This is a genomic window from Streptomyces sp. NBC_00876 (assembly GCF_045207435.1).
Classification (GTDB): Bacteria; Actinomycetota; Actinomycetes; order Streptomycetales; family Streptomycetaceae; genus Streptomyces.
On the sequence record NZ_CP108800.1, the window covers coordinates 7,223,510 to 7,246,304 of the forward strand.

Annotated in this window: 19 protein-coding genes; 14 read left to right on the plus strand and 5 right to left on the minus strand. The window is 71.4% G+C overall.

What is annotated here, in order from left to right; all coding sequences use genetic code 11:
• The 9 genes from OG782_RS31665 to OG782_RS31705 all read left to right on the plus strand — a co-directional run bounded on the left by OG782_RS31665 (window position 1) and on the right by OG782_RS31705 (window position 14,594).
• Window positions 1–942 (plus strand): ABC transporter permease, encoded by a 942-nt coding sequence (locus OG782_RS31665; protein ID WP_406456833.1) that lies wholly within the window; start codon window positions 1–3, stop codon window positions 940–942.
• On the plus strand, window positions 939–3,026 hold the full coding sequence (locus OG782_RS31670; protein ID WP_406456835.1) for a dipeptide ABC transporter ATP-binding protein: 2,088 nt from the start codon (window positions 939–941) through the stop codon (window positions 3,024–3,026). The genes OG782_RS31665 and OG782_RS31670 overlap by 4 nt, the downstream gene beginning before the upstream one ends.
• A gap of 104 nt (window positions 3,027–3,130) precedes the next feature.
• Window positions 3,131–4,813: an ABC transporter family substrate-binding protein gene (locus OG782_RS31675; RefSeq protein ID WP_406456837.1), complete on the plus strand. Its 1,683-nt coding sequence runs from the start codon at window positions 3,131–3,133 to the stop codon at window positions 4,811–4,813.
• A gap of 423 nt (window positions 4,814–5,236) precedes the next feature.
• Entirely contained in the window at window positions 5,237–6,514 is a 1,278-nt protein-coding gene (locus OG782_RS31680) for a ricin-type beta-trefoil lectin domain protein (protein WP_406456839.1), read from the plus strand.
• On the plus strand, window positions 6,514–7,911 hold the full coding sequence (locus tag OG782_RS31685; protein WP_406456841.1) for a ricin-type beta-trefoil lectin domain protein: 1,398 nt from the start codon (window positions 6,514–6,516) through the stop codon (window positions 7,909–7,911). Before OG782_RS31680 ends, OG782_RS31685 begins: the two co-directional genes overlap by 1 nt.
• 44 nt (window positions 7,912–7,955) lie before the next feature.
• A complete protein-coding gene (locus tag OG782_RS31690; RefSeq protein ID WP_406456843.1) occupies window positions 7,956–10,202 on the plus strand; it encodes an RICIN domain-containing protein in 2,247 nt (748 codons plus the stop codon).
• A gap of 91 nt (window positions 10,203–10,293) precedes the next feature.
• Window positions 10,294–11,607: a ThuA domain-containing protein gene (locus tag OG782_RS31695; RefSeq protein WP_406456845.1), complete on the plus strand. Its 1,314-nt coding sequence runs from the start codon at window positions 10,294–10,296 to the stop codon at window positions 11,605–11,607.
• A gap of 237 nt (window positions 11,608–11,844) precedes the next feature.
• Window positions 11,845–13,692, plus strand: coding sequence for a gamma-glutamyltransferase family protein (locus OG782_RS31700; RefSeq protein WP_406456847.1), 1,848 nt, complete (start codon window positions 11,845–11,847; stop codon window positions 13,690–13,692).
• A 74-nt stretch (window positions 13,693–13,766) separates the two neighbouring features.
• A complete protein-coding gene (locus tag OG782_RS31705) occupies window positions 13,767–14,594 on the plus strand; it encodes an inositol monophosphatase family protein (protein ID WP_406456849.1) in 828 nt (275 codons plus the stop codon).
• A 12-nt stretch (window positions 14,595–14,606) separates the two neighbouring features.
• Here the strand turns inward: OG782_RS31705 and OG782_RS31710 are convergent, their stop codons facing one another.
• On the minus strand, window positions 14,607–15,464 hold the full coding sequence (locus OG782_RS31710; RefSeq protein ID WP_406456851.1) for an SDR family NAD(P)-dependent oxidoreductase: 858 nt from the start codon (window positions 15,462–15,464) through the stop codon (window positions 14,607–14,609).
• A gap of 90 nt (window positions 15,465–15,554) precedes the next feature.
• On the opposite strand from OG782_RS31710, the gene OG782_RS31715 reads away from it, so the two are divergent.
• A complete protein-coding gene (locus OG782_RS31715) occupies window positions 15,555–15,986 on the plus strand; it encodes a MarR family winged helix-turn-helix transcriptional regulator (protein ID WP_406456853.1) in 432 nt (143 codons plus the stop codon).
• 6 nt (window positions 15,987–15,992) lie between these two features.
• Here OG782_RS31715 and OG782_RS31720 read toward each other — a convergent pair whose 3' ends face one another.
• Both OG782_RS31720 and OG782_RS31725 read right to left on the minus strand, forming a co-directional pair.
• Window positions 15,993–16,388, minus strand: a complete 396-nt coding sequence (locus OG782_RS31720) for a VOC family protein (RefSeq protein ID WP_406456855.1) — start codon at window positions 16,386–16,388, stop codon at window positions 15,993–15,995.
• Between the two features lie 72 nt (window positions 16,389–16,460).
• Complete coding sequence (locus OG782_RS31725) at window positions 16,461–17,246, minus strand: nucleotidyltransferase domain-containing protein (RefSeq protein ID WP_406459377.1); 786 nt, start codon at window positions 17,244–17,246, stop codon at window positions 16,461–16,463.
• Between the two features lie 184 nt (window positions 17,247–17,430).
• Here OG782_RS31725 and OG782_RS31730 point away from each other — a divergent pair, with 184 nt between their 5' ends.
• Together OG782_RS31730 and OG782_RS31735 are read left to right on the plus strand one after the other, a co-directional pair.
• Window positions 17,431–18,864 carry a phytoene desaturase family protein gene (locus OG782_RS31730; RefSeq protein WP_406456857.1) on the plus strand — a complete coding sequence of 478 codons (1,434 nt, stop codon included), beginning with the start codon at window positions 17,431–17,433 and terminating at the stop codon, window positions 18,862–18,864.
• A gap of 56 nt (window positions 18,865–18,920) precedes the next feature.
• Complete coding sequence (locus tag OG782_RS31735) at window positions 18,921–19,457, plus strand: O-acetyl-ADP-ribose deacetylase (protein ID WP_406456859.1); 537 nt, start codon at window positions 18,921–18,923, stop codon at window positions 19,455–19,457.
• Between the two features lie 35 nt (window positions 19,458–19,492).
• Here the strand turns inward: OG782_RS31735 and OG782_RS31740 are convergent, their stop codons facing one another.
• Window positions 19,493–19,801 carry a UBP-type zinc finger domain-containing protein gene (locus tag OG782_RS31740; RefSeq protein ID WP_406456860.1) on the minus strand — a complete coding sequence of 103 codons (309 nt, stop codon included), beginning with the start codon at window positions 19,799–19,801 and terminating at the stop codon, window positions 19,493–19,495.
• A gap of 288 nt (window positions 19,802–20,089) precedes the next feature.
• Between OG782_RS31740 and OG782_RS31745 the strand changes: the two genes are divergently transcribed.
• The gene (locus OG782_RS31745) at window positions 20,090–21,577 is read left to right on the plus strand and encodes an AlkA N-terminal domain-containing protein (RefSeq protein ID WP_406456862.1); all 1,488 of its coding nucleotides are present in this window, start codon (window positions 20,090–20,092) and stop codon (window positions 21,575–21,577) included.
• Complete coding sequence (locus OG782_RS31750; protein WP_406456863.1) at window positions 21,574–22,098, plus strand: methylated-DNA--[protein]-cysteine S-methyltransferase; 525 nt, start codon at window positions 21,574–21,576, stop codon at window positions 22,096–22,098. The genes OG782_RS31745 and OG782_RS31750 overlap by 4 nt, the downstream gene beginning before the upstream one ends.
• Window positions 22,099–22,166: 68 nt before the next feature.
• Here the strand turns inward: OG782_RS31750 and OG782_RS31755 are convergent, their stop codons facing one another.
• Window positions 22,167–22,751 (minus strand): TMEM165/GDT1 family protein, encoded by a 585-nt coding sequence (locus OG782_RS31755; protein WP_406456865.1) that lies wholly within the window; start codon window positions 22,749–22,751, stop codon window positions 22,167–22,169.
• Window positions 22,752–22,795: the final 44 nt, after the last annotated feature.

Here is a 22,795-nt window from a genome sequence, read left to right on the forward strand (position 1 = left end):
ATGGCCACGGACCTGACCTCCGGCGTGCCGGCCGGCCGGCTGCCGCAAGCACCCCCGGCCACGCGCAAGGACGGGCGCCACCTCGGCCTCGCCCGGCTCTATCTGAGGCGCTTCCTGCGCAACCGCCTCGCCGTCGTCGGTGTGGCGATCTTCGTGGCTCTGGTGCTGTTCAGCGCGTTCGGCTCCCTGTTCACCCCGTACACGTACTCCGACGCCGACTTCGCCGCACTCACCCAGCCGCCGGGCAGTGCCCACTGGTTCGGCACCAACCAGGGCGGCAACGACATCTACGCCAGTGCGGTGCACGGACTGAGGCGCTCCCTGGCGATCGCCGTGAGCGTCTCCGTCCTGACCGTCGTCGTTGCCGCGGTCATCGGCTCGGGCGCCGCGTACTTCGGCGGCCGGGTGGAGAAGGCGACGCTCGCCGTCATCCACTTCCTGCTGATCGTCCCCTCCTTCCTCATCCTCGCCCTGGTCTCCAACCGCCTCGCCGGCGACTGGCGGGTCCTCATCGTCGTACTGACGCTGTTCGGCTGGATGTCCACGGCGCGGGTGATCTGGTCCGTCTCGACCTCCTTGCGGGAACGGGACTACGTGACGGCGGCCGAGTTCATGGGAGTCGGCCCGCTGCGCATCATCGTGCGCCACATCATCCCCAACCTCGGCTCCCTGCTGATCGTCAACCTGACGCTCGGCGTCGTCGCGACCGTCCTCAGCGAAACCGCCCTGTCGTTCCTCGGGTTCGGCGTCCAGACCCCGGACGTCTCCCTCGGCACGATGCTCGCTGACGGCGCGAGCACCGTCACGAGCGCGCCCTGGCTCTTCGCCTTCCCCGCGGGCCTGGTCGTCCTGCTCACCGTGTCGATGACCTTCGTCGGCGACGGACTGCGCGACGCCCTGGACCCCACATCCGTGACCGGTGCGGCAGGAGGCCGACGATGACCCTCACGACGACCACGCCCACGTCCCCCCGGCCCGCCGGCACCCCCGCCCCCGTGCTCTCGGTGCGCGACCTGCGGGTCTCCTTCCCCTCCGAGGCCGGACCCGTCGAGGCGGTGCGCGGCGTCGGCTTCGACCTCCTGCCGGGCCGCACCCTCGGCATCGTCGGCGAGTCAGGCTCGGGCAAATCGGCCACCGCCATGGGCATCATGGGCCTGCTGCCGCCCTCCGCGGACCTGAGCGGCCAGGTACTGCTCGGCGGACGGGACCTGATCGGCCTCGGTGACAAGGCGCTCTCCGGGATACGCGGCAACGCCATCGGCATGGTCTTCCAGGACCCGCTGTCCGCCCTCACCCCCATCTTCACCGTGGGCCGGCTGCTCTCCGACGCCCTGCGCATCCACCAGGACCTGACGAAGCCGGCAGCCTGGGAACAGGCCGTCGAGCTGCTCGACCTCGTCGGCATCCCCGATCCGCGGGGCCGGGCCAGGTCCTTCCCCCACGAGTTCTCCGGCGGCATGCGCCAGCGCGTCGTCATCGCCCTGGCGATCGCCAACAGGCCGTCCGTCCTCGTCGCCGACGAACCCACCACCGCCCTCGACGTCACCGTGCAGGCCCAGATCCTCGACGTGCTGCGGCTGGCGCAGAAGGAGACCGGCGCCGGACTCGTCCTCATCACGCACGATCTCGGGGTCGTCGCCGGCCACGCGGACGACATCGCCGTCATGTACGCGGGCCGGATCGTCGAGCGGGCCGGCGCCGGGGAACTCTTCGCCCGGCCCGTCATGCCGTACACCGCGAGGCTCCTCGCGGCCGTGCCGACCGTGGACAGCGGGGTCCGCCGGCCCCTCCTGCCGATCGGCGGGGAGCCGCCCGCCCTCGTGGGCCTCCCGGCCGGCTGCCCGTTCGCGAGCCGCTGCGCCGTCGTCATCGACGCGTGCCGCACCGGTGAACCCGGGCTGCGCGAGATCACCGGGCACGGGGACGTCGCCTGCCTGCGCGCCGACGAGATCGCCGGCGGGGCGCTGGACCCCGCGGGGACCGCCGGGCCGGCCGAGGCCGTGCCGGAGGAGGACGCCCGCGCCGCCGGTGACGTGGTCCTGCGCGTCGAGGACCTGGTCAAGACCTTCCCCGTCACCAAGGGGGCCGTCCTCAAACGCCGGGTCGGCACGCTGCGGGCCGTCAACCGGGTCAGTTTCGAACTGCGGGCCGGGGAGACCCTCGGCCTGGTGGGCGAGTCGGGCAGCGGAAAGACCACGACGCTGCTGGAGATCCTCCGGCTCAGGCAGCCCGAGGGCGGGCGGATCGAGATCGCCGGCACCGATGTCGGAGCCCTGGGATCCGGTGCGCGCGTGCGGGAGCTGCGACGGGACGTGCAGATCGTGATGCAGGACCCGCTGGGAGCCCTGGACCCGCGGCTGCCGGTCTTCCAGCTGCTCGCCGAACCCCTGCGGGCCATCGGGCGGGACCGCGCGTCGATCCGTGCCCGCATCCATGAACTGCTCGGGCTGGTCGGCCTGGACGACGCGGTGAGCGACCGGTTCCCGGCCGCCCTGTCCGGCGGTCAGCGCCAGCGGATCGGTATCGCCCGCGCCCTGGCGACCGAGCCGAAACTGCTCGTGCTCGACGAGCCGCTCTCGGCCCTGGACGTATCGGTGCAGGCGGGCGTGATCAACCTGCTGGCCCGGCTCAAGCGCGAACTCGGCCTCGCCTACCTCGTGGTCGCCCACGACCTGGCCGTGGTCCGCTACATCTCCGACCGCATCGCGGTGATGTACCTGGGACACATCGTCGAGACCGGCGACACCGAGACGATCTTCTCCGATCCGAAGCACCCCTACACCCGGGCGCTGCTGTCGGCCATTCCGGTCCCCGACCCGCAGCGGGAACGCACCCGCGAACGCGTCGTGCTGGAGGGCGAGCAGCCGAGCGCCGCCCGGCTGCCGGCGGGCTGCGTCTTCGTCGACCGCTGCCCCCTGCACCGCGTCGCCGACGAGGCGGTGCGCGAGCGCTGTCGTACGGAACGCCCCTTTCCGGCCCCGGTGGCCGGGCAGCCCGGCCACCAGTACGCCTGCCACGCCGTCTGAGACCGTCCCGCCCCCGGGGCCGCACCCGCAGGTGTCCGTGCCCCGGAGGCCGGCCGGCCTTCCTTTTCTTCCCCCGCCCCACCGACCAGAAGGAACACTCCGCCATGCGCGCAAGACTGGCCCTGCCCGTCGCCCTGATCGCCGCCGTCTCCGTCGCCGCCACCGCGTGCCAGTCCTCCTCGGGGAAGGACGGGGCGGACACGGACAAGAAGGACGCCCCCAGGGCCGCGTCGGCCGCGGTCGACTACAACCCCCAGCCGTACGAGAACATCAAGGACGGGGGCACGTACACGACGGTCGGCACCTTCGACGACCAGGGAAACCCGTTCAACGTCAATGCCACGCTGACCGCGTCCCGGGTCTGGGGCTGGTACAACGCGGACGCGATCACCTACTCGCCCACCGGTGAGGTGCAGTACAACCCGGACTACTACAGCGATGTGAAGGTCGCGGTCGAGGGCGGCAACCAGAAGGTCACGCTGACGATCAACCCGAAGGCCGCCTTCAATGACGGCACCCCGGTCGACTGGACGGCGATCGACGCCACCTGGAAGGCCAACAACGGCTCGGACAAGGACTTCGCCGCGTCCTCCACGGACGGCTACGACCAGATCACCTCGGTCGAAAAGGGCAAGGACGCCAAGCAGGCCGTCATCACCTTCAAGGGCGCCAACGCCTCCTGGTCCACGCTGTTCACCACCTTCCTGCATCCCGAGGCCGCCACGGTCGAGAACTTCAACAAGGCGTACGTGAAGAAGGCCCACCCGGAGTGGGGCGCGGGGCCGTACACCGTCGGCAAGTGGGACACCCACTCGGGCAACATCACCTTCGTCCGCAACCCGAAGTGGTGGGGCAAGAAGGGCAAGCTCGACAAGCGCGTGTACGTCAACCTGGAGTCGACCGCGGGCGTCAACGCCTTCAAGAACGGCCAGCTCGACTACACCTCCGCCGTGGACGCGGAGAGCCTCAAGCAGGTCAAGGGGCTCAAGGGTACGGAGATCCGCAGCGGCGGCAGCCCCTTCGAGTACTCCCTCTACTTCAACACGAAGTCGGCGGTCCTCTCGGAGACGGCCGTGCGCAAGGCCGTTCAGGAGAGCGTCGACCGGGCACAGATCGCGAAGATCCAGTTCCAGGGGCTCGACTACAAGGAGCCGCTGCCCGGTTCCGCGGTGCTCTACAGCTTCCAGAAGGGCTACGAGGACAATCTGTCGGCGGTCCTGAAGTACGCGCCGGACGAGGCGAAGAAGACCCTCGAGGCGGCGGGCTGGAAGGCCGGGGACGACGGGATCCGCGTCAAGAACGGCAAGAAGCTCGAGGTCGGCTACACCCTCCTCGGTGACGACCCGCTCGGCAAGGCCACCGCGGGTGCCCTCGCCGCGATGCTGAAGCCGGCCGGCATCCACCTCGTCATCAAGAAGGGCGACGACGCGGACTTCTCCAAGGTTCTCAGCGACCGCAGCTTCGACATCTTCCTCTCGGGCAACCGCTCCATGGACCCGTTCGGCGCCCGCTACCTGTGCGACTTCTACTGCTCGGACCGCGATTCCAACATCACCGGTTCGGGTACGCCGGCGCTGGACAAGGAGATCCGCGCCACCACCGAGATCGCGGACCTGGACGAGCAGGTCGCGGCGGTCAACAAGGTCGAGAAGAAGGCGCTCCGGCAGTACGCCTTCCTGCCGCTGTTCAGCGGGCCCTCGACCTACGGCGTGAAGAAGGGCCTGGCCAACGTCGGCGCGACCATCTTCCACACCCCGCTCCCGGAGACGGTCGGCTGGCAGAAGTGAGGCGCGGCCCGGTGGCGCACCGGGGGGCGTAGCGGCGGCGTCGGCCCGCAGGCATTCAGTGAATGTCTGCGGGCCGGCGCCGCCGTTGTCGGCACTGTCGCTTCGACTCTTGGCCGGGATGCCTGCCGGGTGACGGACCGCCGGAGCGGGGCCGGGGGCGTTTTCGCACTCCGGAGGCGCATTCCGGGTGGGCCGGCCAGTGGTATGTACCAAGGTCTTGACACCCGCTTAGTTCACTTCTTAAATCACGTAGTGAACTAAGCGGCTTCACCGTCACACCCCGCACGGAACGCTCCACACGGCACCCCCACCCCGGTCGGCGCAGCTCTCGCACGTCCCCCGCGCCCTGTACCTGTCATGCGTATGTATGTCATATGCATGACAGGTTCCCCTTCCTCCCCTCATGTACCGGAAGGGAGAGTCATGGACTCCCCACGCCGTACGCGGCGCCTGCTGCACTCCGTACTCTCGGTTCTCACCCTCGCTCTGGTCACGACCGCCCTCGCGGGCGGCAGTGGTCCCGCGTCCGCCGCCCCGGCGCCGCAGACGGCGGCGGCCGCCGCCGTGACGACGTTCTCGGACGAGTTCGACGGCGCTGCCGGTTCTGCCGTGAACGGCGGCAAGTGGCAGATCGAGACCGGCGACAACGTCAACAACCACGAGCGGCAGTACTACACGGCCGGCAACAGCAACGCCGCGCTGGACGGCCAGGGTCACCTGGTCATCACCGCACGCAAGGAGAACCCGAACAACTACCAGTGCTGGTACGGCAGTTGCCAGTACACCTCGGCCCGTCTGAACACCTCGGGGAAGTTCACCCAGACCTACGGCCACGTCGAGGCCAGGATGAAGATCCCGCGTGGCCAGGGCATGTGGCCCGCCTTCTGGATGCTCGGCGACGACATCGGACAGGTCGGCTGGCCCAACTCCGGCGAGATCGACATCATGGAGAACGTCGGCTACGAACCCTCCACCGTCCACGGCACCCTCCACGGCCCCGGCTACTCCGGATCCGCCGGTATCGGCGCCGGATACTCCCTCCCCGGCGGGCAGGCCTTCGCCGACGCCTTCCACACCTTCGCCATCGACTGGGCCCCCGACTCCGTCACCTGGTCCGTCGACGGCAACGTCTACCAGCGCCGCACCCCCGCCGACACCGGCTCCAACACCTGGGCCTTCAACAAGCCCTTCTTCCTCATCCTCAACCTCGCCGTCGGCGGCTACTGGCCCGGCGACCCCGACGGCAACACCACCTTCCCCCAGCAACTCGTCGTCGACCACGTCCGCGTCACCACCAGTGACACCCAGCCCCCGGCGGCCGGCGGCAGTATCACCGGACTGGCCGGAAAATGCGTGGACGTCGCCGCCGCCGGCACCGCCAACGGCACCCCGGTGCAGCTCTACGACTGCAACGGCAGCAGTGCCCAGAAGTGGACCGTGGGTGCGGACGGGACGATCCGGGCCCGCGGCAAGTGCCTCGACGTGGCCTCGGGCGGCACGGCGGACGGCACCGTGGTCCAGCTGTGGGACTGCAACGGGTCGGCTGCCCAGCGCTGGGCGGTCAGCGGGGCGCGCGACATCGTCAATCCGCAGGCGGACAAGTGCCTGGACGTCACGGGGAGCAGCTCCGCCAACTCGGCCCGGCTGCAGATCTGGACCTGCACCGGGGCGGCCAACCAGAAGTGGACGGTGAACAGCTGATGGGCACTCACTCCGTACGCGCACACGCGCCCGGCATCCGCAGCGCACTCGGCGCCGGGGCGGCCGCGCTGCTGCTGGCCGGACTGACCGGCGCACCCGCCATGGGCGCGGCGGCCGCCACCGGACAGATCACGGGCCTGGCCGGCAAGTGCGTCGACGTCGCCGCGGCGGGCACCGCCAACGGCACCGCGGTCCAGCTCTACGACTGCAACGGCAGCAACGCCCAGCAGTGGGACGTCGGTTCGGACGGCACGCTCAAGGCCCTGGGCAAGTGTCTCGACGTGACGTCGGGCGGAACGGCGGACGGCACCACCGTCCAGCTGTGGGACTGCAACGGTTCCGCGGCCCAGCGCTGGACCGTCACGGCGGCGCACGACATCGTCAACCCGCAGGCGGACAAGTGCCTGGACGTCGCCGGGAACAGTTCGGCCAATTCGACCCGGCTGCAGATCTGGACCTGTACCGGGGCCGCCAACCAGAAGTGGACGGCGCCCGCGGGCGGCGGGGGAGACCCGACCACGCCGGCCGGAGCGATGGCCGTCGCCCCGTACCTCTACAACGGCTGGGGCAGCCCGCCCAGCCCGACGACCGTCATGAACGCCACCGGGGTCAAGTGGTTCACCCTCGCCTTCGTCCTCAGCAACGGCTACTGCAACCCGCAGTGGGACGGCGGCAGGCCGCTGACCGGGGGCATCGACCAGCAGACGGTGAACACCGTCCGGGCCGCGGGCGGCGACGTCATCCCGTCCTTCGGCGGCTGGAGCGGCAACAAGCTGGAGAGTTCCTGCTCCAGCGCGGGTGAACTGGCCGCCGCGTACCAGAAGGTCATCAACGCCTACGGGCTGAAGGCCATCGACATCGACATCGAGGCCGAGGCGTACAGCAGCGCCACGGTCCAGCAGCGCACGGTCGACGCGCTGAAGACCGTCAGGGCCAACAACCCCGGGATCAAGCTGTACGTCACCTTCGGCACCGGGCAGAGCGGCCCCGACGACAGCCTGATCCGCAAGGCCTCCGCATCCGGTCTGACCGTGGACAGCTGGACCATCATGCCGTTCGACTTCGGCGGGGCCGGCCAGAACATGGGCAGCCTCACCGTGAGCGCCGCCGAGGGGCTGAAGAACACCGTCAAGAGCGCCTACGGCTACTCGGACGACCAGGCGTACCGGCACACCGGTATCTCCTCGATGAACGGCGTCACGGACGACAACGAGACCGTCACGGTCGCCGACTTCCGCACCATCCTCGCGTACGCGCAGCAGCGCCACCTCGCCCGGCTGACGTTCTGGTCGGTCAACCGGGACCGCCCGTGCACCGGCGGGGGCGCCGACACCTGCTCGGGCGTCTCCCAGCAGCCCTGGGACTTCACGAAGGTGTTCGCCCAGTACGCCGGCTGACCGACCGCCCCCCACCGAGCCGTCTCACCCGCACAGGAGTAACCGTGCTCAGATCCCTTCCCGGACCCACCGAGGGCCGATCCGGTCCCTCGCCGACCCGCCGACGGCGGGCGCTGACCGCGGTGTTCGCGGCCGGCGCCCTGGCCGGTTCGGTCCTGGCCGCCACCCCGGCCCCGGCCGGAGCCGCCCCGCGCGCCGCCGCGGCCGCGCTCCCGGCCGGCTGGGCCACCGTCGTCAACAGCGGCAGCGGCAAGTGCCTGGACGCGCGCGCCGCCGCGACCGTCAACGGCACCGCCGTCCAGCAGTACACCTGCAACAGCTCCACCGCCCAGCAGTGGAGCCTGACCGCGACCGACGGCGGCTACGTACGCATCAACAACCGCAACGACGCGGGCCAGGTCGTGGACGTGAGCGATGTGTCCACCGCCGACAACGCCGCCGTGCACCTGTGGGCGTACGGCGGCGGCACCAACCAGCAGTGGCAGCCCGTCGACGAGGGCGGCGGCGCCTACCACTTCGTCAACCGCAACAGCGGCAAGTGCCTGGACGTGCCCGCCGCCTCCACGGCCGACAGCGTCCAGCTCGTCCAGTACACCTGCAACAACTCCGCCGCCCAGCGCTTCCAGGTCACCCCGGTGAGCACCGCGCCGGGCGATGTGGACCTCGGGCCGAACGTGGTGGTCTTCGACCCGTCGATGCCCTCGGCCACCATCCAGAGCCGGCTGGACTCGGTCTTCCGCCAGCAGGAGACGAACCAGTTCGGCAACCAGCGGTACGCGGTGATGTTCAAGCCGGGCACGTACAGCAACGACGTCAACGTGGGCTTCTACACCCAGGTCCTCGGGCTCGGCCAGTCCCCCGACTCGGTGACGATCAACGGCGCCGTCCACGCCGAGGCGGACTGGTTCCCGCCGCAGAACGCCACCCAGAACTTCTGGCGCGGAGCCGAGAACCTCTCGGTGAACCCGGCCGGCGGGACCGACCGCTGGGCCGTCTCCCAGGCGGCCCCGTACCGGCGCATGCACGTACGCGGCAATCTGGCCCTGGACGACGGGGGCTGGGCCAGCGGCGGATTCATGGCCGACACCAAGATCGACGGCCAGGTCCGCTCCGGCACGCAGCAGCAGTGGATCACCCGTAACTCCACGCTCGGCAGCTGGACCGGCTCCAACTGGAACATGGTCTTCGTCGGCAGCCAGGGCGTACCGGCCACCAGCTTCCCCAACCCGCCCTACACCACGGTGAACCAGGCCCCCGTGGTCCGCGAGAAGCCCTTCCTGTACGTGGACGGCAACGGCGCCTACCAGGTGTTCGTGCCCGCCCTGCGCAGCAACGCCTCGGGCACCACCTGGGCGGGCGGCAACGCGGCGGGCACCTCGATCGGCATGGACAAGTTCTTCGTCGTGAAGGCGGGAGCCACGGCCGCGCAGATCAACGCCGCACTGGCCGAGGGGAAGAACCTCCTGGTCACCCCGGGTGTCTACCACCTCGACCAGACCCTGAAGGTGACCAGGCCGGACACCGTCGTCCTCGGCCTCGGCCTCGCCACCTTCATCCCTGACAACGGGGTCACCGCGATGACGGTCGCGGACGTCGACGGGGTCAAGGTCGCGGGCATCCTCTTCGACGCCGGTACGACGAACTCGCCGACCCTGATGGAGGTCGGCCCGGCAGGCTCCTCGGCCTCGCACGCGACCAACCCGACCTCGCTGCACGACGTCTTCTTCCGGGTCGGCGGCGCCGCCGTGGGACGGGCGACCACCAGTCTGGTGGTCAACAGCGACCACGTCATCGGCGACCACATGTGGATCTGGCGCGGCGACCACGGCAGCGGCATCGGCTGGAACAGCAACCGGGCCGATACCGGGCTCGTCGTGAACGGCGACGACGTCACCATGTACGGACTGTTCGTCGAGCACTACCAGAAGCATCAGACGGTCTGGAACGGCAACGGCGGGCGCACGTACTTCTACCAGAACGAGATGCCGTACGACGTACCCGACCAGGCGTCCTGGATGAACGGCTCCACCCAGGGCTACGCCGCCTACAAGGTCGCGGACTCGGTCACCAGTCATCAGGCGTACGGGCTCGGCAGCTACTGCTTCTTCAGTTCCGACCCGGGCGTGAGTGCCGAGCACGCCTTCGAGGTCCCGGACAACCCGAACGTGCGGTTCCAGAGCATGGTGACCGTCTCGCTCGGCGGCACCGGAACCATCCGCCACGTCATCAACGGGCGGGGCGGCCCCTCCAACTCCTCCTCGAACGTGGCCAACCTCGTCAGTTACCCCTGAGCACCGCGGCATCCCCAGGACACCCCGGGCCGGATCCGGCTTCCACCGGATCCGGCCCGGCCCCCACCCGGTCCGGAAAGGACGGATGCGCATGAACACCCGCAGGGTCACCGCCGGAGTCCGAGGAGGCGTCGGCCGGCTGTGCCGATGGCTGCTCCTGCTGCCGGCGTTGTTGCTGGGGCTCACCACGGCCCCCGCACACGCCGCGCCGAGCGCCGAGCAGGCACCCGCGTTCAAGGTGATCGCCTTCTACAACGGGACATGGGACGCGGCGCACATCAGCTTCGTCCAGGAGGCCAACCGGTGGTTCCCCGCCACCGCCGCCGCCAACAACTTCTCCTACACCTCCACCAACGACTGGGAGCGGCTGAGCAGCATCACCCCGGACCAGTACCAGGTGGTGCTGTTCCTCGACGACGCCCCGCAGACCGCCTCCCAGCGCACCGGATTCGAGCGGTACATGCGCTCCGGCGGCGCCTGGATGGGATTCCACGTCTCGGCGTTCACCACCGGGGCGCAGGAATGGCCCTGGTACTACGACCAGTTCCTCGGCAGCGGCAACTTCAGGTCGAACACCTGGGGCCCGACCACCGCGGTGCTGCGTACCGAGGACCGGACGCACCCCTCGACCGCGGGTCTGCCCGCCACGTTCACCTCGTCGGTCAGTGAGTGGTACGCCTGGGAGAACAACCTCCGCGACCGTCCCGACATCAAGGTCCTGGCCTCCGTGGACCCGGTGAGCTTCCCGCTGGGGACGGATCCGAACCAGTCCTGGTACAGCGGCGACTACCCCGTCCTGTGGACGAACACCGGCTACCGGATGCTGTACGCGAACTTCGGCCACAACGCCATGGACTACGGCTCGGGGACGACCCTGTCCTCGACCTTCGCCAGTGAGACCCAGAACCGGTTCGTGGTGGACGGGCTGAAGTGGCTGGGCGGCGGGGGAGACCCGGCCCCCGGGGACCCGATCTCCGAGACGTCGGCGTACACCCTGATCGCCGAGGCCAACGGGAACTGCGTGGACGCGCGGGCCGCGGCCACCGCCAACGGCACGGTGATCCAGCAGTACACCTGCAACGGCACAGCCGCCCAGCGGTTCACGTTCCCGGCCACGGACGGCGGCCATGTGCGGATCACCGCGGACGGGGACGGCCGGCAGGTCGTCGATGTGGCGAACGTGTCCGTGGCCGATCAGGCCCCACTCCAGCTGTGGACCTACGGCGGCGGCGCGAACCAGCAGTGGAAACCGGTACGGGAGGCCTCCGGCCGGTACCACTTCATCGCCCGGCACAGCGGCAAGTGCCTCAGCGTGCCGGCGTCCGCGTCGGCGGGCGTCCAACTGGTCCAGCGCTCCTGCGACGGATCGGCGGCGCAGAGTTTCCGGCTCGTCATCCAGAGCTGATCGCGGCGGGTGCGGAGAGGCGTCATCACGGCGCGTCAGGGAACCGCTCGCCGGCCGCCGGCGCGGCCGCGGCTTCGGCTGCCTGTTCAACACCCACGACCTGGCAGCCGTCGAGTCCCTCGCCGACCGGATCGCCGTGATGTACCTCGGCCGGAGCCGGGCCCCGTTCCGGGGGCCCGGCTCCTGTACGTACGATCCGCAACGAACCACAGAACGTCGTAGCAAGGAGCCGCATCCGTGTTCACCACCCGGCCCACCCTCCAGGGCACCTACGGCATGGTGTCCTCCACCCACTGGCTCGCCTCGCAGTCCGCGATGGCGGTCCTGGAGGACGGCGGCAACGCCTACGACGCCGCCGTCGCCGCCGGATTCGTCCTGCACGTCGTCGAACCGCACCTCAACGGCCCGGCCGGCGAGGTGCCGATGATCCTGGCGCCCAGCGACGGGGACGTCCAGGTCCTCTGCGGCCAGGGACCCGCCCCGGCCGGCGCCACCATCGCCCACTACCGCGCTCTCGGCCTCGACCTGGTCCCCGGCACCGGCCCGCTCGCCGCCGCCGTACCGGGCGCCTTCGACGCCTGGATGCTGCTCCTGCGCGACCACGGCACCAAGACGGTCGCCCAGGTGCTGCGGTACGCCATCGGCTACGCCGAGGACGGCCACGCACCCGTCGAACGCATCGGCCGGACCGTCGAAACCGTCCGCGGGCTCTTCGAGACCGAGTGGCAGTCCTCCGCCGACGTCTACCTCCCCGGCGGCAAGTCCCCGAAGTCCGGCGAGCTGTTCCGCAACCCCGCCCTCGCCGCGACCTGGCGCCGGCTGATCACCGAGGCCGAGGAGACCGGCGGCGACGACCGCACCGCGCAGATCGAGGCCGCCCGCGCGATCTGGCGAGAAGGCTTCATCGCCGAGGCCCTGGTCCGCCAGGCGGCCGTGCCCACCATGGACACCAGCGGCACCCGTCACACCGGCACCCTCATCGCCGCCGACCTGGCCGGCTGGTCCGCGTCGTACGAGGCCCCCGCCACGTACGACTGGAACGGCTGGACGCTCGCCAAGGCCGGCGCCTGGAGCCAGGGCCCCGCCTTCCTCCAGCAGCTCGCGCTGCTCCCCGCCGAGCTGCCGCAGTACGGCTCGGCCGACTACGTGCACCTGCTCATCGAGGGCTGCAAGCTCGCCATGGCCGACCGCGAGGCCTGGTACGGAGACGCCGCAGAGGTCCCGCTCGCCGCGCTGCTCTCCGAGCCGTACAACGCCGCCCGCCGCGCCCTGATCACCGACGAGGCCTCGCACGAACTGCGTCCGGGCAGCCCCGACGGCCGCACCCCGGTCCTCAGCGAGCACGCCCACGCCGCCGCCTCCGGAGAATCCGGCTTCGACGCCATGGGCATACCGGTCGCCGGCGTCGGCGAGCCGACGGTCGCCAAGGACGTCGTCACCTCCGCCGCGGGGGAGGCGACGGTCGCCGCGGACGGTGCCACCCGTGGCGACACCTGCCATGTGGATGTCGTCGACCGCTGGGGCAACATGGTCTCCGCGACCCCCAGCGGCGGCTGGCTCCAGTCCAACCCGGTCGTTCCCGAGCTCGGCTTCCCGCTCGGCACCCGCCTCCAGATGGCCTGGCTGGACGAGGGCCTGCCGAACTCCCTCACCCCCGGACGGCGCCCCCGCACCACCCTCACCCCGTCCCTCGCCCTGCGCGACGGCGTCCCGGTGATGGCGTTCGGCACCCCGGGCGGCGACCAGCAGGACCAGTGGCAGCTGCACTTCTTCCTCGCGGTCGCGCTGCGCGCCGAGGTCCGCGGCGGCCTCGACCTCCAGGGCGCCATCGACGCCCCGAACTGGCACAACGACAGCTTCCCGGGCTCCTTCTTCCCGCGCGGGATGCGCCCCGGCATCGTCACCGTCGAGGAGGGCATGGACCCGGAGGTGATCGCGGAGCTGCGCCGCCGGGGCCATGACGTCACTGTCGGCGACCCCTGGTCCGAGGGCCGGATGTGCGCGGTGGCCCGCGACCCGGAGACAGGGGTGCTGTCCGCCGCGGCCAACCCGCGCGGAATGCAGGGCTACGCGGTCGGCCGCTGACCGGCCACCGGCCGGCCACGCTCCCGTCATGACCAGGTCGTCGGCGTCCGGACAGCCCGTGCTTAGCTGGGGACATGATCGATGACTTCCTTGCCGGGGACCTGACCGAGGTCGAGGCGGCGGTCCGCGCAGCGGCCGCCGCCGAGATCATGCCGCGCTACCGGCAGCTCGCCGCACACGAGATCCTCGAGAAGAACGGTCCGCACGACCTCGTGACCACCGCGGACCGGCTCGCGGAGGAACACCTCACCGCCTCCCTGAGCCGCCTGCTGCCCGGCTCCGTGGTCGTCGGCGAGGAGGCGGTCCACGCGGATGCGAAGGTGTACGAGGCGCTGGGCGGCGAGGCACCGGTGTGGATCGTCGACCCGGTCGACGGCACCCGCCAGTTCGTCCGCGGCGAACCGGCGTTCTGCACCCTGGTCGCCCTGGCCCACCACGGCGAGCTGTTGGCCTCATGGACGTACGCCGCCGCCCTGGACGAGATGGCCGTCGCCGTCCGCGGGCGGGGCGCCACGCTCAACGGCGACCCGATACGCTCCGGCTCGCCGGCGCCCGGAGCCGTGCTGCACGTGGCGATGTCGCACCCCGACTACACCACGGACGAGCAGAAGCGGGCCCTGCTCGGCCTGAAGACCGAAGGAATCGACGCCCGTCCCTGCGGCTCGGCCGGCCTCGAGTACCTCGCTGTCGCCCGCGGCGACGTGGACGCGCTCGCCTTCAACTGGGAGTACGCCTGGGACCACGCGGCGGGTCTCCTCCTGGTCACCGAGGCGGGCGGCGTCCAGTCCACGCTGTCCGGTGCTCCGTTCCGTATCGCCGGGGGCAACGACCTGCCGTTCACCGCCGCCCGCGACCGCGCGACGGCCGACCGCGTCCTGGCAGCCCTGCGCGCGGGCGCCTGACGGGGCGCCCGCTCAGCCGCCCAGCAGCGCACGGGTCAGCGCGGCGAGGCGCTCGCGGGCCCGCGGATCGTATGCCTGCTGATGGGCGGCCGTGTCCGTGAACCGGTCGAAGTAGCGGCCGCTGACCTCCGCGAGCGCCGGGTCGGTGATCAGCCGGACCGTGGGACGCACCCCCTCCTCGACGGAGGTCGCCGGAGTCAGCCCGTACGCCCGCACCCCCTCGGTGTCCATCAGATGGGCCGGGTGCAGAGCGTTGAACGTGACCCCGCTGCCGGGCGTCTCCGAGGCGGCCAGGTCGAACGTCGACATGATCATCGCGAGCTTGCTCCGGCAGTAGGCCTCGAGCCCCTCGTAGCCGCGCTCCATCATGACGTCGTCGAAGTCGACGGGCGACTGCCCCACCGACGCCACCTGGACCACCCGCGCCGGGGCGGAAGCGGTCAGTAGCGGAAGCAGCTCCCTGATCAGCAGATATGGCGTCAGATAGTTGACGGCGAAGCGGAGTTCATGACCCTGGGCGCTCAGCTCGCGCAGCCGCGGCTGCGCGCCCCCGCCGGCCACCGCGTTGTTGACCAGGACGTCGAGCCGGGGCTCGGCCGCCCGGACGGCCGCGGCGAGCGACCGGACCTGGTCCAGGTCGGACAGATCGGCGAGGTAGGTGCGCACCCCGGCGCGGCCGTCCGAGATCTCCCGCGCCTCGGCCGCGGTCCGTTCGAGCCGATCCCGGTTCCGCCCGTGCAGGAGCAGTGTCGCGCCGCGCCCGGCCAGATCGCGGGCGACATGGAGGCCGAGCCCCTGGGTGGCACCGGTGATGAGGACGGTCCGGTCGAAGGTGGCGGGTGCGGGGCTGTGCGCGGCTCGGGTATCCATGTATTGAGTTATATCAAGACCTTGATTCGTGTTCCATGCCTGTTAGGTGTCTGTCCTTTGTTGCGTACCCGTGGCTGTACGCTCGCGAGCATGGGAATGACCGCCGGAGACCGCCTCGGCGCGGACATCAAACGTGCAGAGCAGGCCCTCATGGCAGCCAAGAGCGCCGCGCTGAAGGGCGCCGATCTGACCGTCGCGCAGTACGCGGCGCTGTTCGCCCTCGCCGACCACCCGGGCATGTCGGGCGCGGCGCTGGCCCGCGTCTGTCTCGTGACACCGCAGGCGATGGCGGCGGTGCTCAAGCATCTGGAGGAGCGTGGGCTGATCGTCAGGTCCGTGCATCCGTGGCACCAGAAGATGCTGGAGACGCGGCTGACGGAAGCCGGCGCCGAGGCGTTGCGGCTGGCGGACGAGCAGGCGGTACGGATCGAACGCCGCATCGCGGACGAGTTCACCCCGCAGGAACGCGACACCCTGCGCGAGCTGCTCGCCCGCTGCGTCACGGCCATCCAGCGGGACTGAGCCCGCTCAGGACGGGCCGGCTCCGTGCTTGACCAGACAGAACGGATGCCCGGCCGGGTCGGCGTAGATGCGCCACGGGCGGTCGCTCCCCGCCCCGTCGTCGAGTACGGTCGCGCCGGCCGCGATCACTTCCGGCTCGGCGGCGTCCAGGTCGGGGACCCCGAAGTCGAGGTGGAACTGCTGGGGGCGCTCCGGATCGGGCCACTGCGGCGGCCGGTGTCCGGCCACGCGCTGGAACGCGAGCACGAGTCCGGCGTCGGTGTGCAGCGTCGCCCAGTCGTCATCGAGCGCCCACCGGCGGTCCACCCGGTTCACCCGCCCGCCGAGCAGCGAGTGGTAGAACTCGGCGAGGCGCAGGGGATCGGGGCAGTCCAGCACCACGCACTGCAGTTCGGCGATCATGACCGAATCCTAGGGGCTTTCGTTTGGACCAGGCCGGATCCCGCGAGCCCGGCGTGATCCGAACGAGAGGCCCTAGACGTGGCCACGGCCCAGCACCGCCCGCACGTCCCGGACGAGGTCCGCGGCCCTCTCCACCGCTCCGGCGTCCAGCCCCGCCAGCGCCTCACCGGCCCGCTCGGCGAACTCCGCGGGAGTCTCCGGCAGAGCGGCCGCGGCGGCCAGCGCGCCCTTCTCGTTGAGACACCAGGTGCGGTGGTGGGCGTGCAGCGACTGGGCGAGGATGCCGAACGCCCGGGAGAGGCAGAGCGAGACATGGAGCCGGTCACCGGCCGGAGCCGACTTGCGGGCCGCCTCGACCGAGAACTCCGCCTCCCAGGCCGCATCTGCCAGCGCCTTGCGCAGCGGCTCGGGGTAGTCGAGCGTCTCGTTGCGAAGGGCCGTCAACTCTCCGTAGGGATCGGCGAGTACGCGCGAGAGGGCGACCTCCCCCGGATAGGCGGGGGACCAGAAGCCGAGTGGATGCCCCGGCTGGACCCCCACTTCGTAGCGGCCCTGCCGGCAGTCGGACCAGACCGTCTCGACCCGGTCCAGGTCACGCAGGATCCAGTCGACCGGAGCGCCGTCCACCCGCAGCCAGGCCCCGCCGTTGACCCACGGCCCCCAGCCGCCCGGCCCGGCCACCTCGACCGGGGACCCCTGGAACTCGCCGGCCAGGGCGGTCAGCGCGGCGAGGTCCGGTGTCCCTCGGTAGTAGAGGCCCAGATCCCAGTCGGAGTCCGGCCGGTGGGTGCCCCGTGCCCGGCTGCCGCCGAGGACGACGGCCCGGATGCCGGGAAGAGCGGTCAGCTGTTCGGCCATTTCGCCGATCCGGCGGCGCAGCCCGGAATCCTCCGGTTGCGGGGGAGCGGCGGGAAGCGGGACGGGGTGGGGAAGCGGTGCGGGGTTCGGTGTAGTCATCGTCGGCGACCCTACCCGCGCCCGGACTGTCGGTGCCTGTGAATATCCTGGAGCTCCGCCCGTCGGCTGACGAAGGAGTCCGAAGGTGCCGTCGATGCTCGATGCCGTCGTCGTTGGGGCAGGCCCCAACGGACTGACCGCCGCAGTCGAACTGGCCCGTCGCGGCTTCGCCGTGGAGGTCTTCGAAGCCGGGCCGGCCGTCGGTGGCGGAGCCCGTACCGAGGAGCTCACGCTCCCCGGCTTCCGCCACGACCCCTGCTCGGCGGTCCACCCGCTGGGCATCGGCTCACCCGCCTTCGACGCGATGCCGCTCGCCCGGCACGGCCTGGAGTGGCTGCAGCCGCCGCTCGCCCTGGCCCACCCCTTCCCGGACGGCTCCGCCGCCGTGCTGGCCGCTTCGGTGGCGGAGACGGCCATGTCGTTCGGACCGCAGGACGCGGGCGCGTACCGCAGGCTCGTCGCGCCGTTCACCGGCCACTGGGACACCCTTGCCCAGGATTTCCTGCGCACCCCTTGGGACGGGCTGCCCCGCGACCCGTACCGCTGGGTGCGGTTCGGCCTGGACGCGATCCAGCCCGCCACGCTCCTGTCCCGCCGCTTCCGCGGCGAGAAGGCGCGCGGCCTGTTCGCCGGACTGGCCGCCCACGCCATAGCCCCAGGCAGCGGTCTCGCGACGGGCGGTGTCGCCCTGCTCTTCGCGCTGGCCGCGCACGAGAAGGGCTGGCCGGTGCCGCGCGGCGGCTCCCAGGCGATCTCCGATGCCCTCGCCTCGTACCTGCGGGAGCAGGGCGGCGTCATCCGTACCGGCACGGAGGTCAAGCGCCTGGACGAACTGCCGCCCGCCCGCGCCTACATCTTCGACACCTCGCCGACCGCGCTGGCCAGGATCGCCGGACTGGGCCACGCCTACCGGGGCTACCGCTACGGCGCCTCCTGCTTCAAGATCGACTATGCGCTGTCGGGCCCCGTCCCCTGGACCGCGCCGGAGGCCCGCCGGGCCGGTACCGTCCACATCGGTCCCACGGCGGGCGAGATCAACGCCGCGCTGCAGTCCGCCGTGAACGGCCGCGACCCGAGCGTGCCGTTCCTGATCACCGCCCAGCCCAGCATCAGCGATCCGTCCCGGGCGCCCGAGGGCAAGCAGGTCTTCTGGGTGTACGGACACGTCCCGGCAGGCTGGGAGGGCGACGCCACCGAGGTCATCGAACGCCAACTGGAGCGCTTCGCCCCCGGCTTCCGCGACATCGTGCTCGCCCGCGCGCTGACGGGCCCGCCCCAGCTCGCCGCGCGCAACGCGAACTACGTCGACGGCGACATCGCCTGCGGGGCCTTCGCCGGGCTTCAGACCGTCATCCGTCCCAAGCTGGCCCGGGTGCCGTACGCCACCGCACACCCCTCGGTGTACATCTGCTCGTCGGCGACCCCGCCGGGCCCCGGCGTGCACGGCATGTCCGGACACCACGCGGCGAAGGCCGTATGGCGGCGCCTGCGGGAATCGGGGCCTTCCGGCGGCCGTTGACCCGGCACCTGCGCAGGAGCCCTGCGCACACCCGCCCGAACCGGCATGATGGCGGCATGCGCACCCCTTCCGCCGTCACCGTCACCCTCGTCCGGGGCGACATCACCCGGCAGTCCGTCGACGCCGTCGTCAACGCCGCGAACTCCTCCCTGCTCGGCGGCGGCGGGGTCGACGGCGCGATCCACCGGCGCGGCGGCCCGGAGATCCTGGCCGCCTGCCGGGAGTTGCGCGCGTCGAAGTACGGCAAGGGGCTGCGCACGGGCCAGGCCGTCGCCACCACCGCGGGGAAACTGGACGCCCGCTGGGTCGTGCACACCGTCGGCCCGGTCTGGAGCAGCGCGCAGGACCGCTCGGCCCTGCTGGAGTCCTGCTACCGCGAAGCCCTGCGGGTGGCCATGGAGTTGGGCGCCCGTACCGTCGCCTTCCCCGCGATCTCCACGGGCATCTTCGGCTGGCCGATGGACGACGGAGCCCGCATCGCCGTCCGCACCGTGCTGGCGGAGGCCGCCGCACCCGTCGAGGAGGTGCGGTTCGTGCTGTTCGACGCGCACGCGTACGTGGAGTTCGAGGAGGCCCTGGCGGCGCAGACCTGACAGGCTCCGCCAACCGCACTGCGGCGTGCCCGCGTTCAGGCCGGCCGGGCCGGGCCGACACCGTCCACGTCGAAGGTCACCTGGTCCTCGTAACACCACCACCACGTCTCGCCCGGCTCGTAGGAGCGGATGAGGGGATGTCCCGTGGCGGAGCGATGGGCGGTGGCGTGCTTGTTGCGGGAGGAGTCGCAGCAGCCGATGTGACCGCAGCTCTGGCACTCGCGCAGATGCACCCAGGTGTCACCCTGCGCCACGCACTGCGTACAGGAATCGGGACTGTCCGGAGTGACGCGCCGCACCTGGTCCAGATGCGAACAGATCGGCGCGGACGACGCGTCCGTCATGGCGGGCTCTCCCTTGCGTTCTTCGTACCTGTGCGGGATGTGCGGCCACCTGTCCGTACCGGCGCGGGGCGCGCGGCCATGTGTCCGTACCGGCGCGGGTGCGCGGCCGGGGCACCGCTCGGCGGCAACGGGCCTCGGGCCCGCCCGGGGGCACCGGGGCTCCCTCAAGCGTCTCACCGCGCCCTCCCCTGTCAACTCATGACCGGAGAGCGCACAGGCCCTGGCAGCTCGACGCTGATGTCGGATTTCCGCCAGCCCCGGGGTCGGGGAGTGCCCCATGCTTGAACCATGCACACCGACACCGAGCGCTGCGTGCGGGCCGTCCAGTCCAAGGACTCCCGGTTCGACGGCTGGTTCTTCACGGCGGTCCTGACCACCCGGATCTACTGCCGGCCGAGCTGCCCCGTCGTGCCGCCCAAGGTCGAGAACATGACCTTCTACCCGAGTGCCGCCGCCTGCCAGCAGGCCGGGTTCCGGGCCTGCAAGCGGTGCCGGCCCGACACCAGCCCCGGATCGCCCGAGTGGAACGCCCGCGCCGACTCCGTGGCCCGCGCGATGCGCCTCATCCGGGACGGGGTCGTCGACCGGGAAGGCGTACCGGGGCTGGCCGGCCGGCTCGGGTACTCGGCGCGGCAGATCGAGCGGCAGCTGCTCGCGGAGCTGGGCGCCGGGCCCCTGGCGCTGGCCCGTGCGCAGCGGGCGCAGACCGCGCGGGTGCTCATCGAGACGACCGGGCTGCCCATGGCCGAGGTCGCCTTCGCGGCGGGGTTCTCCTCGATCCGCACCTTCAACGACACCGTCCGCGAGGTCTTCGCCCTCGCGCCGGGGGAGCTGCGCAGCCGTGCGTCCCGGTCGGCGAACCCGCCGGCCACACCCGGCGTGATAGCGCTGCGGCTCCCGTACCGTGCCCCGCTCAACCCCAGCAACCTCTTCGGGCACCTCGCGGCGACAGCCGTCCCGGGGGTCGAGGAGTGGCGCGACGGCGCCTACCGCCGCACGCTCGACCTGCCGAACGGACACGGCATCGTCGCCCTCACCCCGCACCCCGACCACATCGCGTGCCGGCTCTCGCTCACCGACCCGCGCGACCTCACCCTCGCCATCAGCCGGTGCCGCTGGCTGCTGGACCTGGACGCCGACCCGGTCGCCGTCGACGAGCAGCTGCGCTCCGATCCGCTGCTCGCCCCGCTGGTCGACAAGGCGCCGGGACGCCGGGTGCCGCGGACCGTCGACGGGCCGGAGTTCGCCGTACGGGCCGTGCTCGGCCAGCAGGTGTCCACCGCCGCCGCCCGCACCCATGCGGCCCGGCTGGTCACCGCGCACGGCACGCCCGTCGACGACCAGGAGGGCGGCCTCACCCATCTCTTTCCGGCACCCGCGGCCCTGGCCGGACTCGACCCCGAGCAGCTGGCCCTGCCCCGCAGCCGTCGCAGGACGCTCACCACGCTCGTCGGGGCGCTGGCCGACGGGTCGCTGCGGCTGGGCACGGACAGCGACTGGGAGCGGGCACGGACCGAACTGACCGCACTGCCCGGGTTCGGGCCCTGGACGGTCGAGGTCATCGCCATGCGGGCCCTGGGCGACCCGGACGCCTTCCTGCCGACGGACCTCGGCATCAGGCGGGCCGCGCAACAGCTCGGCCTGCCCTCGACACCCGCCGCGCTCACCGCGCGTGCGGCGGGCTGGCGGCCCTGGCGGGCCTACGCCGTCCAGTATCTGTGGACCGTCGACGACCACCCCATCAACCACCTTCCCGCACAAGGAAGTTCCTCGTGACCGCAGTACGCACCACCCCCGCGCCCCGGCAGCACACCGTGACCGACAGCCCCTACGGCCCGCTGACCCTCGTCGCCACCGACGGGGTCCTGTCCGGCCTCTATATGACAGGTCAGCGACACAGGCCGCCCGAGGAGACGTTCGGGGTGCCCGATCCGGGTCCCTTCGACGAGGTCATCGAGCAATTGGACGCCTACTTCGCCGGTGAACTGAGGGAGTTCGACCTCCCGCTGCACCTCGACGGCACCCCGTTCCAGCGCAGCGTCTGGGCCGGGCTCCGGCGGATCCCGTACGGCGAGACCCGTTCGTACGGGGAACTGGCCGAGAACCTCGGCAAGCCCGGTGCCTCACGCGCGGTCGGGCTGGCCAACGGCAAGAACCCCATCGGCATCATCGTGCCCTGTCACCGGGTGATCGGGGCCTCGGGAGGCCTCACCGGATACGGCGGCGGCCTCGACCGCAAGCAGCGGCTGCTGGCCTTCGAGAACGGCACGCAGGACAGCGCCCCTGCGCTGTTCTAGGGCGGTACGGGGCTGTACGCAGAAGGGCTCCGCGCAGACACGCGGAGCCCTTCGCCGTTCAGGTCCGGTCAGCCGGTGAAGATCTCGGTGACCGTCCAGATCGCCAGGCCCAGCATGCACAGCCCGCCGATGCGCTGAACCGTCTTGAGCGGTACGCGCTTGGCGATGAACCGGCCCGCGAGCAGCGCCAGCGCCGATACGGACATCAGGGCGGCGGCGGACCCGATGGCGGTGGACCAGGCGCCGTTGCTCGCGGCCAGGTTGGCCGTGGTGATCTGGGTGAGGTCACCCCACTCGCTGATGAACACCGCCATGAAGGCGGTCGAGTACACCGGCCAGAAGCCGGTCACCGTCTTCGGGCCGTCCTCGTCCTCGTCGTCGCCCGCGTCGGCCCGGAGCAGCATGAAGGCGCCGAAGGCGAAGAGGGAGGCGGAGACGAGCTTGACGATCCAGCCGGGCAGCAGGCCGAGCAGGCCGCCCGCCCCGACCGCGATGGCGACATGGACGATGAACGCGGACGACGTGCCGAACCAGACGTAGAGCGGGCGCATGCGCGTGCCCATGGCCAGCGACGCGAACATCGTCTTGTCGGGGAGCTCCGCGAGGAAGATCAGCCCGAAAGCGGTGAGGATCGCCAGGGGGTCGAGATGCATTCCGGGTGGCTTTCTTTTGGAGCCGGGCCCCGGATCTTCCGCGA

What these genes read in the sequence shown, in the direction of transcription:
- OG782_RS31665 (WP_406456833.1), top strand. Translation starts at nt 1, where the DNA reads ATGGCCACGGACCTGACCTCCGGCGTGCCGGCCGGCCGGCTGCCGCAA.
- OG782_RS31670 (WP_406456835.1), top strand. Translation starts at nt 939, where the DNA reads ATGACCCTCACGACGACCACGCCCACGTCCCCCCGGCCCGCCGGCACC.
- OG782_RS31675 (WP_406456837.1), top strand. Translation starts at nt 3,131, where the DNA reads ATGCGCGCAAGACTGGCCCTGCCCGTCGCCCTGATCGCCGCCGTCTCC.
- OG782_RS31680 (WP_406456839.1), top strand. Translation starts at nt 5,237, where the DNA reads ATGGACTCCCCACGCCGTACGCGGCGCCTGCTGCACTCCGTACTCTCG.
- OG782_RS31685 (WP_406456841.1), top strand. Translation starts at nt 6,514, where the DNA reads ATGGGCACTCACTCCGTACGCGCACACGCGCCCGGCATCCGCAGCGCA.
- OG782_RS31695 (WP_406456845.1), top strand. Translation starts at nt 10,294, where the DNA reads ATGAACACCCGCAGGGTCACCGCCGGAGTCCGAGGAGGCGTCGGCCGG.
- OG782_RS31705 (WP_406456849.1), top strand. Translation starts at nt 13,767, where the DNA reads ATGATCGATGACTTCCTTGCCGGGGACCTGACCGAGGTCGAGGCGGCG.
- OG782_RS31710 (WP_406456851.1), bottom strand. Translation starts at nt 15,464, where the DNA reads ATGGATACCCGAGCCGCGCACAGCCCCGCACCCGCCACCTTCGACCGG.
- OG782_RS31715 (WP_406456853.1), top strand. Translation starts at nt 15,555, where the DNA reads ATGGGAATGACCGCCGGAGACCGCCTCGGCGCGGACATCAAACGTGCA.
- OG782_RS31720 (WP_406456855.1), bottom strand. Translation starts at nt 16,388, where the DNA reads ATGATCGCCGAACTGCAGTGCGTGGTGCTGGACTGCCCCGATCCCCTG.
- OG782_RS31725 (WP_406459377.1), bottom strand. Translation starts at nt 17,246, where the DNA reads ATGGCCGAACAGCTGACCGCTCTTCCCGGCATCCGGGCCGTCGTCCTC.
- OG782_RS31735 (WP_406456859.1), top strand. Translation starts at nt 18,921, where the DNA reads ATGCGCACCCCTTCCGCCGTCACCGTCACCCTCGTCCGGGGCGACATC.
- OG782_RS31740 (WP_406456860.1), bottom strand. Translation starts at nt 19,801, where the DNA reads ATGACGGACGCGTCGTCCGCGCCGATCTGTTCGCATCTGGACCAGGTG.
- OG782_RS31745 (WP_406456862.1), top strand. Translation starts at nt 20,090, where the DNA reads ATGCACACCGACACCGAGCGCTGCGTGCGGGCCGTCCAGTCCAAGGAC.
- OG782_RS31755 (WP_406456865.1), bottom strand. Translation starts at nt 22,751, where the DNA reads ATGCATCTCGACCCCCTGGCGATCCTCACCGCTTTCGGGCTGATCTTC.